A 14,052-nucleotide genomic window follows, 5' to 3' on the forward strand; every position below is an offset into this window, starting at 1 on the left:
AGTCTTTGATTTTTTTAGCTTTTAAATTTTAAAGACAGACTGATGTAGAATGAACGTCCGGGGGTAAGTGTCGCATAATTGCTGTTATAAGGACGGTCATCCATATAATCGAACAGGTTTTCCATGCCGCATCCGGGTTCGATGATTACAGATTTTAAGTTGAAAGAATGGCGTGTGTTTAAATTCCACAATTGATACTCGGGAGCATAACCGTAACTTTTAGAGAAACGCTTGCTGTTGATACGGCCGTTCAAATTTATATTCAACCGATATATTTTCCATGAATGCGCCCATTGGGCATTGATATTGTATGCGTTTTTTATACTTTTGTCGATGGGTTGTTCCAATTCCACATCTTGGGTATTAAGATGAGTGTATCCTCCGCTTAAATTGAACCCGGCACCTAGGTATGCATTGGCGGATACATTGATTCCGTGGACTTTAGCCTCCGCTATATTATCACGTTGACGAACTTCCTTATGACCATATTGCTCCATAGCTTTATCTCCCGTGGCAATCGTATTATAATCTATCATGTCACGAATATTATTATAAAAAGCATTGACTGATACTGAAAAACGCTCATGTACATACTCTGCACTCAATGAGAAATAATTATTCTTTTCCGACTTTAAATCCAAATTACCTATTGTCAACCTGTCATTTTTTTTAGCTATGTCAGTGGCATAGAGTTCAGACAGGGTAGGAGTTCGGAAACCTGCTGCATAGGAGGCACGGAAATTGAATTTGCCGGGTTTATACATCAGTGCTACATTGGGAGTGGCATGATTTTTGAAATTTTCATGATAAATGTAACGTACACCAATCAAAGCCTGTAGGTTTCTCAGTAACTTTATTTCATCTTGTGCAAACAAGGCCAGTGTATAAGCATCTTCTTTGGCTATATTGTCTGTTTGACTTTTCAAGACATCAACGATATATTCTGTGCCGACTGAAAGTTTGTGCCGGTTACCTAATTTAAAAATACCTTTTATGCTAAGATTGTGATTACGGGTCCGTTTGCGCACTTGCTCTTCACCTGCTTTTCCATTATAGGTTTTATTGTCTTTAAAAAAACAATAAGAGGAAGAAAAATGATCGGCGTAACAGTCTGCGGTAATATAATTCCCTTTATTTATCATGTATTGGGCACCAATGCCATAATTAAAGGTTTCATGCAATATGTTGTAGTCGTATGCTTCATAAGGGCGGCGTGTCTTGTTGTCATAATATCCGCCGCGGGCATAAAAAGAGAGTTTGTCGGTAGCATCGAAAGTGAATTTTTGATTGACAGTATTTGCATAGAAGCCTGTAGAAGCTACTTTCCCGGTTTCTTCCAATTCATGAGTTTTGGAGTTCTCCTCGTATGGATTCAGTTGCCATCCTTCGGCCTGCTGACGGCGATAAGAGGTGTAGGAGCCGAACTTGCCGGTATTGACATCTATGTTTACGGACTGGGTAAAACGTCCTTTACTGGCATAACGGGTATCGCTGGAAACATTGATAGCATTTTTTGCATCATCAGTAATGATGTTGATAACTCCTCCGATAGCATTTGTTCCGTAAAGAGCGGAAGAAGCGCCGTTCAATATTTCAATACGTTTGATTTTGGCAACATTGATTCGAGCATAGGTGTCATCTCCATACAGGCGTTTGCCATTTTCCAGAAAAATGAAATAATCATCAGGCAATCCATTCAGACTCAATGTTGTCCCCATGCCGTTGGTCATACTTGAGAAAGACGGGGTCAGCTTTTGTAAGGCCTCGTCCAGCGATGTTACACTGGCATTACTTAAATCCTTTGCAGTGATAACGGAAACAGGCACGGGACTGTCCGTCATGCGGTGGTGTGTTCCTGTACCGGTTACTACTACCTGGCCTATATTGGTAAAACTGTCTTGTAGCTTGATAAGAAGATTCTTTTCACCTCCTTTTGTCGTGATAGACTTGGGTGTGTAACTGACATGCGTGATTCTTAATACGTGTTTCCCATCAGGGAGATTGCTGATGGAAAACTCGCCTTTACCATTTGTGGTGCATCCTGAAAGGCTTTGATCGATACGGATATTAGCTCCCACTATAGGTTCGTTGGTATCGGCACTCACAATCTTTCCACTGATACTGACTTGTGCCAGTACGTCAATAGCCAGACAGCTTAAAGTAATTGCTGTCAATAATAACTTTACTTTCATCGAAAGAATTTAAGAATTAATAATTCACTTTCCTGACCCCGGGAGAGCATGATTATCTATGTTCGGACTTGGCAGGTTTCCTGGCTTCACCCTGAAAAGCGCCTTCCCATTTCTGGCAAAAGAAACAGTGGCTTGGTGAGAATTGCTTTTCATCAGACGGGTTTCACAGTAGCGGGCACTGCTTCGGATTCTATAACCGAATTCCCTTTTATACAGGCAGAGAAAGGCTGCCTATATCACCAAATCGGGCACAAAGGTAGGCAATTATTTTATATATGTTTTAAGATTAATGAAAAAATGGTTGCTTTTGAAAGAGGTGGGGGATTTTGAACCGTAGGAGTGAATTAGATTCACTCCTACGGTAATATGAATTTGCAATAATTCTGGCGGGATCAGGCAAGTGCCAATATTAATATTTGTGCTGTGAGTACACGTAAAAACATGGTAAGCGGATAAACGGTGGCATAACCCACTGCCGGAGCGTCACAAGAGGTCAAATCATTGGAGTAGGCTAATGCGGGCGGATTGGTGGTGGCTCCGGACAATACTCCGATCAAGGTGTAATAGTTCAGTTTATAAACATATCGTCCTATTATACCTACAATCAGTAAAGGCAGCAGCGTAATAATGGCGCCGTATGCTATCCATACATATCCACCCTCGTTAATGATTGTTTCGATGAATCCTTTGCCGGCTCCTAATCCTACGCAAGCAAGGAAAAGCGAGATACCGATTTCACGTACCATCAAATTGGCACTTATGGTGGTATAGGTTATCAGTTTATAATGTGGTCCGAAACGGCTTATCAGGATGGATACGATAAGGGGGCCTCCTGCCAGTCCCAGTTTTACCGGTTGGGGGATACCGGGGAATAAAAAAGGAGTGCTTCCTAGAATACACCCTAATGCGATGCCTAAGAAAATAGGGATCAGGTTGGGATGATTCAAACGTTTCATGGAATTACCTAGAATCTTTTCGGCATGGGCTACAGCTAGTTCGCTACCCACAATCTTCACCCGGTCACCCATTTGCAATTGCAGGTTGGGAGTGGCCACAAGGTCTACACCCGAACGGTTTACACGGGTAATGCTTGCTCCGAAGTTATTCCTGATTTTTAGTTGGGCCAATGTCTTACCGTTCAATTCAGGCTTGGTGATCAGAATTTTTCTGGAGATAAGTTGTTTGTTTTGGAAATCCCATTCCACATTCACTTGTTTTCCAAAAAAGACAGTGATAGCTTCTACATCTATCGGATTGGCGATAACAAGAATCTCATCGTGTATGTGAAATACTGTAGTGGAGTTCACCAGTTCTGTTTGTCTGTCTCCGTCACAATGCCGTATGCGTGAAATCACAAAATCACGGTTTACCAATGGCTTGATTTCTTTTATTGTTTTACCTTCTACGGCTTCATTGCGTATTTCTAGTGAGATAGGGCGTACAGTCAGTTCTTGTAGATGCCCCAATCCCCGTTCCGCATCGGCTTCTTCGGTTTTTGTGTTGATGCGCAGGATATATTTCAATGCCAGCAGGGAGAGAATACACCCTACTACTCCCAATGGATAGGCTACGGCATATCCCAGTGCTATTTCGGGAGCGTCTATACCATTCAGATCACTGTTTGCTTGCTGTGCGGCACCTAGTCCCGGGGTATTGGTTACAGCTCCAGAAAGAATTCCTACCATTGTGGTAATGGGGACACCTGTTATGAAATGGAGTATAATGGTGATGGTCACACCTAAAAATACAACCATCATGGCAAGCAGGTTCAGTGTGAACCCTCCTTTCTTGAATGCTGAGAAGAAACCGGGACCCACTTGTAGTCCGACTGAGTAGACAAATAATATCAGACCGAACTCCTTTAAGAAATGCAACAGATGTTCGTCCAGGTTCAGATTGAAATGACCGAATACAATTCCTACAAAAAGTATCCAGGTTACTCCCAATGAGATACCTGCCACTTTTATTTTTCCTAACATGATGCCGAAAGCAATGACCAGTGAAAGAATAAGTACGGAATGTGCTACTCCGCCGCCCCATAAATTAGGGTACCCTTCAAAGAGATTTCTAAAAAGTTCCATAATTCATTATCTAGTTTAATTATTTATAGTATCAATTTTATCATTGTTGTATAGCTGTCATTCTGGCAAAAATGACTGCAAAGGTAGCTTATTTAATTGATAAACCATAAAACTTTAATTGCTTTCTAAGGATATTTACTTGATATGTCGGAATTATGAATTAATCTGTTATTCTAATTTCGATAATTTGCAATTTGCACTATCTTTGTATCCGTTTTTAAAGAAATACTAAAGAATGAAGCCACAATTACTCATAGGGGCCGCTACATCGGGAAGCGGAAAAACGACTTTTACGATGGGGCTGCTGCGGGCATTGCACAAACGAGGTCTGCGGGTACAGCCTTTTAAATGTGGTCCTGATTATATTGATACACAATTTCATACGCTGGCTGCTGACCATGAGTCGGTGAATTTGGATACTTGGATGGCATCAAATACCCATGTACAACATCTGTATAATAAATATGGAGATGGAGCCGATGTATGTGTAACCGAAGGAGTGATGGGATTGTTTGACGGTTATCAAAGAATGCAGGGAAGTAGTGCTGAAATAGCCAGATTGTTGAATATCCCTGTAGTGCTTATAGTAAGTGCGCGTTCTACAGCTTATTCTGTGGCTCCGTTAATTTATGGTTTCAAGCATTTTAATCCGGCTGTGAAGATTGCAGGTATTGTTTTCAATCAAGTGTCATCTCCTTCTCATTTCGCTTATTTACGTGAGGCTTGTGTTGATGCAGGAGTGGAATGTTTGGGATATCTGCCTATGACAGAAGGGTTGAAAATTCCATCCCGGCACTTGGGTTTGACATTGACAGCCAAACGTTCCATGAACACCTTGATAGAACAGGCTGCGGAATTGGTTGGAAAATATGTGGATTTGGATAAGCTGCTGAGTATTTGTCATCGTAATTTCCCGTGTCGGTATACATTGCCTTATAGTTCAGAAACAGGGGTGGAAAGTTTTACTCCTTCTGCTAAAAAGATGAAGATAGCCATAGCGCGGGATCCGGCTTTCAACTTTATCTATAGAGAAAACATAGACCGCTTGTCTGCGCTAGGAAGCATTACTTATTTCAGTCCTGTATATGGTAGTGATTTGCCGGATGCTGATTTGGTTTATTTACCCGGAGGATATCCGGAATTGTTCGCCCGTCAACTACATCGGCGCAAAAAGTTAATGGAAGCATTAAGAACTTATGCAGAGGAGGGGGGGAAAATTTTGGCCGAGTGTGGAGGTATGATGTTTCTCACCCGTTCCTTGACAGCCCGCCAGGGAGGGACTGCATATGCCATGACGGGTATTTTGCCTTTGGATTGTACCATGGTGGGTGCCAGACTTCATCTAGGGTATCGTCGTATAGAATATAAAGGGATGGAGCTTCGCGGGCATGAATTTCATTATTCCAATGTTGTTGCTCCTGACGCTATGCCTTCTGTAGCAAAACAATTTACGGCAAGAGGAATGGAAGTGAGTACCCCGCTTTATAGATATAAAAACGTGATAGCCGGATATACTCATCTATATTGGGGGGAAACGGATATCTTGAAATTATGGAAAGTATGAAACGTATTTATACACGAACCGGAGATAAGGGCATGACAGGAATTCATGGTGGAGAGCGGGTTTTTAAAGATGATATCCGCATTGAAGCTAATGGATGTATTGATGAGTTGAATGCTGTTATAGGAATTGTGCGTTCGTTTTTACCTCAGGAGCACGAATGGCAATCCTTGCTTTTTTCAATTCAGAAAAACATGATGGCAGTGATGAGCCATGTGGCTACACCATCAACTATCCGTGAAGGGAATCCTAATATCTTGCCTGATGATTTATGCTCTTTTTGTGAGGAAGCAATGGATACATTGATGGAACAGATGGAGGATAATAGTTCCTTTATCCTTCCCGGAGGAACGCCGGTATCAGCGCAGCTGCAGTTTGCTAGGACGGTGGCACGCCGGGCTGAACGGAGATTATGGACTTTGCATAAACAAGATCCGTTACCGGAGATAATTCTTCGGTTTATCAACCGGCTGTCCGATTTGTTTTTTGTTATGGCCCGTTATGAGATGCAACAACAGAACTGGACGGAAGAAAAGTGGCAGTCCTTTGCATATAAAAGAAAGAAGAAAGAGTGATGAAAAAGAATTTACACCCGATTATGTTGGCAGGAACAGGCAGTGATGTTGGCAAAAGTGTCATCGCTGCTGCATTATGCCGCATTTTTAAACAGGACGGTTATCGACCGGCACCTTTTAAGGCACAGAATATGGCACTGAATTCATATGCCACTCCGGAAGGGTTGGAAATAGGGCGTGCACAAGCTGTACAGGCCGAAGCGGCTGGAGTCCCTTGTCATACGGACATGAATCCTTTGTTGTTGAAACCCAGTTCCGATCATACTTCGCAAGTGGTATTAAACGGTCGTCCCATCGGTAATCGTAACGCTTTTGAGTATTTTCGCAAGGAGGGACGTGAAGAGCTGAGGCAGGAGGTAAACGCAGCCTTTGACCGTCTTGCCGCACGTTATAACCCTATTGTAATGGAGGGAGCAGGGAGTATTTCCGAAATAAATCTGCGGGATACTGATTTGGTGAATATGCCGATGGCCTGTTATGCGGATGCGGATGTGATTTTGGTAGCTGATATTGACCGGGGAGGAGTATTTGCCAGTGTCTATGGTTCGGTCATGTTACAAACTCCTGAGGACAAGAAACGTATAAAAGGAGTAATCATTAATAAATTCAGAGGGGATATCCGTTTGTTTGAGTCTGGTGTGAAGATGATGGAGGATTTATGTGGTATTCCTGTCTTGGGAATAATACCTTATTATAGAAATATACATATTGAGGAAGAGGATTCCGTAGGCTTGGACTATAAACGGATGCAAGCCGTGGAAGGCAAAATAAACATAGCAGTTGTTCTGTTGCGTCATCTCTCAAACTTTACAGATTTCAACAGATTGGAACGGGATGAACGGGTGCACCTTTATTATACCAATAATACGGAAGATCTGGCCAAAGCTGATATTATTCTGCTTCCTGGCAGCAAAAGCACTTTGGATGACTTGTATGAGTTGAGACGGAACGGGGTGGCGCAAGCTGTCCTACGTGCGCATAGGGAAGGGGTTACTGTAATGGGAATTTGTGGGGGATACCAATTGATGGGACTTGAGATTCACGATCCGGAAGGAGTGGAGGGAGAGATCCGTCAATTGCCGGGACTGGGACTGCTTCCCGTCATTACTACGATGCAAGGGGAGAAGGTGACGCGGCAGGTGAATTTTCATTTTCTTGAGAATGCGGAAACTTGCCAAGGATATGAAATACACATGGGAGAAACCCGCCCGGTTCCGGGGGAGGCTGTAGTTCCTTTGAATAAACTGGAAGACGGTGGAGAGGACGGTTGTTTTGTAAACCAAAAATGTATGGGAAGTTATATTCATGGAATATTGGATAATCAGGCATTTATAGATTATTTGCTGGAACCATACGCAGAAAAACTGGAGTGTCATACGGTGTTGGATTACCGGACTTATAAAGAAGAACAATATGATAAATTGGCAGAGCATGTACGCAGTCATCTTAATCTGCCTTTGTTGTACCAAATAATGAGTGGGAATGATTGAAGGACATGGTGATGATGCTTATAAGTATAAAGCAATAAAGATAAATTTCAGTTCAAACGTATATAATCATGTAGACCATAGCGGATTACATCAACATTTGTTTCAGCAGATGGAAAGTATCCGTACGTACCCCGAACCGGAACCTTATTCGTTGGAAAAGGTTTTAGCGGAACGGTTTCATCTTTCGTCTGAAGAGGTTTGTGTGACCAATGGGGCTACGGAAGCCATTTATTTAATAGCTCAGACATTCAGGAATCAGATTTCGGCTATCTTGATGCCCACTTTCAGCGAATATGCGGATGCTTGTCGTCTGCATGGTCATAAAGTGGTTCCTATATATAATTTGAACCGTTTGCCGGATAGGGGGAGGTTGATATGGTTATGTAATCCTAATAATCCCACAGGAGAGCTTAGGGAGAAGGAAGTCTTGACAGCCTGTATAAAACAAAATCCGCAGCGTATTTTTATCATGGACCAGTCGTATGAATTCTTTACACAGAAGGCTTTGCTTACAGCCAAGGAGGCTGCGGAATTTCCGAATGTTATTCTGTTGCATTCCATGACAAAACGTTTTGCCGTGCCCGGCTTGCGTTTAGGATATATCACTGCATGTAAAGAACTGCTACATGAAATCCGGACACAGCGGATGCCTTGGTCTGTTAATCAGTTGGCTATAGAGGCCGGGCATTATTTATTGTCTTCTTCTCAATATGATATAGATATCTCTTTGTTATTGAGGGAAAAAGAGAGATTAGTTCAATCTTTACTTTCAATAGGGGGAATGGAGATCTGGCCATCGGATACTCACTATATGTTAGTTCAATTGCGGATGGGAAAGGCGGCGGCTTTGAAAGAATATCTGGCAACAGAGCAGGGAATTCTTATTCGTGACGCATCCAATTTTGAAGGGCTGAATGAACACTTCTTCCGTATTGCTACACAAACTCCGGAAGAAAATGACAAACTGGTAGAAAGTATAAAGAAATGGACATATATGTATTAATTCTTCCGTTGTTGATAGGATGGATATTAGATAAATTGCTTGGGGATCCGATAGGATTGCCGCATCCAGTGGTAGGATTCGGGAAGCTGATCTCTTTTTGTGAGAAACGATGGAACTGTGGGACACATCGGATGTTGAAAGGAGGGGTGGCGGCCATTATGCTTATTTTGCTAGTGTATGCAGGATCTGTTTTGGTATTGCATTATCTGTTTGTGCTAAACCGTTGGTTGGGTATTATTCTCTCTGCTGTGCTTGTTTTCTATTGTTTGGCAGGAACTACACTTATCAACGAAGTAAGGCAGGTTTTTTTGGCTGCGGATCATTCTTTGGAGGAAGGAAGAAAGCAGGTTTCCCGTATTGTAGGGCGTGATACTTCGGAACTGACAGATCAGGAAGTGCGTACGGCTGCTTTGGAAACATTGGCTGAGAATTTGAGTGATGGGGTTATTGCTCCATTATTCTGGTATTTGCTTTTGGGAGTTCCCGGTATGCTTGCTTATAAGATGGTTAATACGCTTGACTCTATGATAGGCTATAGGAATGAACGTTATCTTCAGTTTGGTTGTGTCGCTGCACATATTGATGATATGGCGAACTATATTCCGGCTCGTCTAACTGCATTTTTAATGGTGCTGTGTGCAGGGCGTCCCGGTTTGCTGAGATTTGTAGGTAAATATGGTAACCGGCATGCGAGTCCTAATTCAGGTTATCCGGAGTCTGCTTTAGCAGGTATCTTGAATTGCCGTTTTGGAGGTCCTCATGTTTATTTTGGAGAGATAGTCTATAAACCTTTTATTGGAGATAAGGATCGGTTTATCCATACACAGGATATGCATAAAGCTGTCGATATAAACAGGAGAGCAGAAATCTTGATGGTTATAGTAAATATTGTTTGCTTATATTTGGTCGGTTGAAAAATATATATTACTTTTGTTTCCGTTTTAGAGATGCGGCAGTAGCTCAGTTGGTAGAGCATCAGCTTCCCAAGCTGAGGGTCACGAGTTCGAACCTCGCTTGCCGCTCATAATGAAAGCCTTGATAGTTAATAGATTAGCTATCGAGGTTTTCTGCTTTTAGCAGGTTACGGAAAGTCTATTTTCGGGTGGTTTCAGAGGGTGCATGTAAACCAAGATGTAAACCGAAAATTCATTATGAATGCCTGTGTTTCAGTAGTTTGCTACAAATCTAAGACATTATCCAATGGTGAAAATCCATTGATGCTCCAAGTATCTAAAGGAGGAAAGCGTAAATACCAAAGTTTAGGCATATCCATCAATCCTAAATATTGGGACTTCACACGAAACAAACCTAAGCCTAACTGCCCTAATAAAGAATATATCCAAAAGATTATCTTGGATAAACAAAGGGAGCTACAACAACGCATGTTGGAACTAAACAGCGAACAAAAAGAATACACTACCACCACTTTACTCAATAATGAGAATACAAAGTTTGAGCTAAAAACAGTCAGTATGTTCTACAAGGAACTTATAGAGCAATACACACGGGAGGATAAATGTGGAAACCGTCTTATCTATAAAGGCTCATTCAATTCACTCAAAGTTTTCACTAATGGGAAATTGGATATTCCATTTAATGAAATAGATATTGCTTGGCTTAACAAGTATGAGAAGTGGCTACGCTCCAAAGGTAATAGAGAAACTACAATCAGCCTACTTTTTCGCACGCTCCGTAGTGCATACAATAAAGCTATCAAAGCAAAGTGTGCCCGAAAGTCCGATTATCCGTTTGATGATTACAAGATTAACAAATTCGATACCACTACCCAAAAGAGAGCCATTGCCAAAACAGACGTGCTGAAATTCACAACAGAAGTGCAGCCCATCGGAAAGCAACAATATATGGAGTTAAGCAAAGACATATTCGTGTTCAGCTATCTATGCGGTGGAATCAATTTCACAGACATAGCTAATCTGACAAACGAGAATATCCAAAATGGCAGGCTACACTATATTCGTCAAAAGACAAAAAAGCCAATCAAGATAGGAATACCGCAAGAAGCCATGCAGATAATCGAAAAATATTCAAAGGAGAGCAAAGGCTATCTATTTCCGATTTTAGATAGCAAGATACACAAGACCGCCCTACAAAAGCAGAACAGAATACATAAGATATTAGGAAAGGTCAATAAGAATCTAAAACTACTTGCCGCACAGCTTGGAGTTGAAGCCAACTTGACAACCTATGTCGCCCGGCACTCATTCGCAAGCGTCCTAAAGAAATCGGGAGTAAACATCGCATTGATAAGTGAAGCATTGGGACATTCAGACTTAGCCACCACTCAAATATACTTGGATAGTTTCGATAATGAGCAAGTGGATGAAGCCATGAGGAATCTCCTTTAATCTATAAATAAATCCCATTTGCAGCAATGCAGGTGGGATTTTCTTTATATTTTTGCAAAAAAAGGACAAAATGAGAAATATTGATTTTAATAAATACCAATCAGCTCTAATCATAGGAAATGGATTTGATTTAAGTTTAGGTTTATCCACAAGCTATATGGACTTTGTGAATAGTGATGAATTTCAAATCTTGCTGAATATGCAAAATCAATTAGCTATCTATTTAAAAGTAAATGCTGAATTACAAAACTGGATTGATATAGAAAATGAGTTAAAGCTTTATTCGAAAAATGAAGATAATGCAAAATTCAAAACTGAGTATGAGGCTTTATGTAAACAATTAGTTGTTTATATTAATAATATTGATTATTCAAGTATAAATAAGAATTCTAAAGCTTATGAAGTACTTACAAATTTGTCTTCAACAAAAAACAATATTATTTTAGATTTTAATTATACTGCATCAACAAGGCTGATATTAAAGCAATGTGGGCTATCTGACGAGGATATAGATAATAGATTAATAAAAGTTCATGGAGAAGCATCTAATAACGATATAATATTTGGAGTTGAAGATAATGCTGGAATAAAAAAAGAGCATGTTTTTTTGCGTAAAGCATATAACATAAAATATAAGGCACTTAATTTTTCTGAATTATATGACAGAATAAAATCAGTTGCAATTTTTGGGCATTCTTTAGGAGAAACAGACCATACATATTTTAACAAACTCTTTCAGGAAAGCTGTATGTATAACAAGTTCTCAACTAATAACAATAAAGAATTTTGGCTCTTTTATTATAAAGAAAATGGCTACCACTGTATGATGCAACAATTAGATTCATTAACGCATAATAGCCTAACCTCATTTAGGCAATATAACAGAGTGAATTTTATCAATACAGATAAAGAAAAAGTTTTTATCTAACATAGCAAGCAATGGAAATAGAAGAACTGCCCGATTTGAAAGTTAATTGGATTGAAAGCTACAAATACCTTGCTGAACCACTATTAGAATATGTGTGGGAAGTAGCCAATCACTTCCTGCCCGATTATGAAGATGTGTCCGCTGCACCTGCCATATTCGCCAACAGATATGCGGAAAGAAACTTGTCCGTTGAAGAAAGGTACGAGAGAACACAAGAAATGAAAACTTTCAAAGGAACTTTGGAAGAATACAAGAAACGAGAATACAGAAAGCTGGATGATTCTTTCAAAGAGAAGTTTCTAACTAATGAAGATTTACAGAATACCATTGAAGCGTATAAGTTGGATGTTAGCAAGTTTTGGTATCTACTTCTGTTCGTATATGACTTTATAGAGGATATTGGTACAAACGCACCTGCATTAAATAAGTCCGTATTGGAGGATTTTAGCTATTTTCATACCAACCTATCGGAAGCTACCAGTATCACCCTAAAGAAGAATAACAAGAAAAGCTATGTCGTTGAAAGGGAGGACACAATCAGAATCATTCAAGCAGCCTTGCAGCATTTTGTCAATACATACAGCGATATTATACATAGTGAGCAAGATAGAGAAACCATGATTAAACAATTAAAGGACATAGGTTTGGAGGGCTTTATCAGAAATGACTTATCGTCAAAAATCAGCTTTACGGACAAGTTCAGTCTTGACATATCTTATAAGAAGTGGAAATTTACGGATATGTTTCTGTCTTTTATTGAAAGAAGAAAGGCTACCACCATACCCGATAAAAAAGTAAAGGTATCTAAAGACAAGATGATGCTTGTTTCAAGGCTTATCTATACAGTGGGCTATGATGGCAAAAGATATAATGAAGAATACGATTCGGAGGGTAACAAGAACAGAATGTTATCCAATCTCCTTAGAAGATACAAGAACGAGAAATTTCCGTCTGTCATAGCTAATAACTACAACGTAGTTTCATAAACGACATACATAAAAACATAGCAGAAATGCGTACTGAAAGGGTTGTTCTTTTCGGTACGCATTTTTTTTGCGTACTGGAATGGGCACGTTTTCTACACACATGGGCATTAGGCAAAATGCTTTGTTACCCCTTATTTCTGCCCTAATTTTGCAATGTCAAAAGGGAACAAATAAGTAAGTGCGCATAGCTTTAGTAGTTCTTTAATGACTTAATAATTAATATGTAAAATATCTAAAATTAGGAATTATGAAAAATTTAAAATTTGCAGAAGCATTAAATAGTGAAGTAGAAAACATAGTAGAAAACACTAAAGTAAGTGCAGCATTCGTGCAGGAACTGAAAGAAGCATTCCTCATGTTTCCCGTCAGAACGGATATGCGTTTCAAACAATCCTCAAAAGGAGAACTGATTATATCGGTCACAGTCGTTTATGCTACTGGCATGACACAACATTTTGAGGGTGCAGGAGATGCAGACCTTATTTCGGCAATACATTTCGGCATGGCTAAAATGATAAACGGCTTGCACGACTACAAAGCAGAGGAACATGAGGTCGAAATTGCCCAAGAGGGTGAAAACTTGGTAATGGAACTGTTCAAGCAGTACATGAACTCCACTATGAGGGGCTATATTGAAGCGGACTGGTACAACAACAGCGGCGAGCGTTACCGTTGCGTGAGATTTTCTTCCACATTCAACGGGAATGTAAAGTTCTGCATGAAAGCAACGGATGAAGTGAACAGCCTTATCTGTGAAGCCTGCAAACCCGAATGGATGAAGAAATCAGAAGCGGAAGCCAAACAACAAGTTCCCAAACAGAATGAAGTAGCCTAAACAATCAGCTTGGAAGGAAGTCGAGGGAACAATCT

The 14,052-nt window shown here is 40.4% G+C and carries 11 protein-coding genes, 1 tRNA gene, 2 pseudogenes and 1 riboswitch; of the genes and pseudogenes, 11 read left to right on the forward strand and 3 right to left on the reverse strand.

The window, feature by feature from the left end; genetic code table 11:
* Positions 1-14 precede the first annotated feature (14 nt).
* Positions 15-1,841 carry a TonB-dependent receptor plug domain-containing protein gene (locus tag BVU_RS15680; RefSeq protein WP_367998260.1) on the reverse strand — a complete coding sequence of 609 codons (1,827 nt, stop codon included), beginning with the start codon at positions 1,839-1,841 and terminating at the stop codon, positions 15-17.
* A gap of 2 nt (positions 1,842-1,843) precedes the next feature.
* Between BVU_RS15680 and BVU_RS23130 the strand changes: the two are divergent.
* Positions 1,844-1,891: pseudogene (locus BVU_RS23130) on the forward strand (hypothetical protein); the annotation flags it as partial.
* On the opposite strand, the pseudogene BVU_RS23135 reads toward BVU_RS23130, so the two are convergent.
* A pseudogene (locus BVU_RS23135) lies at positions 1,878-2,192 on the reverse strand (carboxypeptidase-like regulatory domain-containing protein); the annotation flags it as partial. The pseudogenes BVU_RS23130 and BVU_RS23135 overlap by 14 nt on opposite strands.
* A 52-nt stretch (positions 2,193-2,244) precedes the next feature.
* Positions 2,245-2,451: riboswitch (cobalamin riboswitch) on the reverse strand.
* 133 nt (positions 2,452-2,584) lie between these two features.
* Positions 2,585-4,273, reverse strand: coding sequence for a putative transporter (locus BVU_RS15690; RefSeq protein ID WP_005846477.1), 1,689 nt, complete (start codon positions 4,271-4,273; stop codon positions 2,585-2,587).
* Positions 4,274-4,508: 235 nt separating this feature from the next.
* Between BVU_RS15690 and BVU_RS15695 the strand changes: the two genes are divergently transcribed.
* The 10 genes from BVU_RS15695 (at position 4,509) to BVU_RS15740 (ending at position 14,017) form a co-directional block, all read left to right on the forward strand.
* Positions 4,509-5,837, forward strand: coding sequence for a cobyrinate a,c-diamide synthase (locus tag BVU_RS15695; protein WP_005846475.1), 1,329 nt, complete (start codon positions 4,509-4,511; stop codon positions 5,835-5,837).
* Entirely contained in the window at positions 5,834-6,409 is a 576-nt protein-coding gene (locus BVU_RS15700) for a cob(I)yrinic acid a,c-diamide adenosyltransferase (protein WP_008668718.1), read from the forward strand. Before BVU_RS15695 ends, BVU_RS15700 begins: the two co-directional genes overlap by 4 nt.
* A complete protein-coding gene (locus tag BVU_RS15705; RefSeq protein ID WP_012055547.1) occupies positions 6,409-7,899 on the forward strand; it encodes a cobyric acid synthase in 1,491 nt (496 codons plus the stop codon). Before BVU_RS15700 ends, BVU_RS15705 begins: the two co-directional genes overlap by 1 nt.
* Positions 7,892-8,902 carry a threonine-phosphate decarboxylase gene (locus tag BVU_RS15710; RefSeq protein ID WP_012055548.1) on the forward strand — a complete coding sequence of 337 codons (1,011 nt, stop codon included), beginning with the start codon at positions 7,892-7,894 and terminating at the stop codon, positions 8,900-8,902. The genes BVU_RS15705 and BVU_RS15710 overlap by 8 nt, the downstream gene beginning before the upstream one ends.
* A complete protein-coding gene (cbiB, locus tag BVU_RS15715) occupies positions 8,884-9,816 on the forward strand; it encodes an adenosylcobinamide-phosphate synthase CbiB (protein WP_008668725.1) in 933 nt (310 codons plus the stop codon). Before BVU_RS15710 ends, cbiB begins: the two co-directional genes overlap by 19 nt.
* Positions 9,817-9,851: 35 nt before the next feature.
* Positions 9,852-9,924, forward strand: a tRNA-Gly gene (locus tag BVU_RS15720).
* 129 nt (positions 9,925-10,053) lie between these two features.
* Positions 10,054-11,268 carry a site-specific integrase gene (locus BVU_RS15725; protein ID WP_012055549.1) on the forward strand — a complete coding sequence of 405 codons (1,215 nt, stop codon included), beginning with the start codon at positions 10,054-10,056 and terminating at the stop codon, positions 11,266-11,268.
* Positions 11,269-11,338: 70 nt separating this feature from the next.
* Entirely contained in the window at positions 11,339-12,196 is an 858-nt protein-coding gene (locus tag BVU_RS15730) for an AbiH family protein (protein WP_012055550.1), read from the forward strand.
* An 11-nt stretch (positions 12,197-12,207) separates the two neighbouring features.
* On the forward strand, positions 12,208-13,182 hold the full coding sequence (locus tag BVU_RS15735; protein ID WP_012055551.1) for a hypothetical protein: 975 nt from the start codon (positions 12,208-12,210) through the stop codon (positions 13,180-13,182).
* 247 nt (positions 13,183-13,429) lie between these two features.
* Complete coding sequence (locus tag BVU_RS15740) at positions 13,430-14,017, forward strand: hypothetical protein (RefSeq protein ID WP_007569752.1); 588 nt, start codon at positions 13,430-13,432, stop codon at positions 14,015-14,017.
* Positions 14,018-14,052: the final 35 nt, after the last annotated feature.

The sequence above is a fragment of the Phocaeicola vulgatus ATCC 8482 genome (assembly GCF_000012825.1).
Classification (GTDB): Bacteria; Bacteroidota; Bacteroidia; order Bacteroidales; family Bacteroidaceae; genus Phocaeicola; species Phocaeicola vulgatus.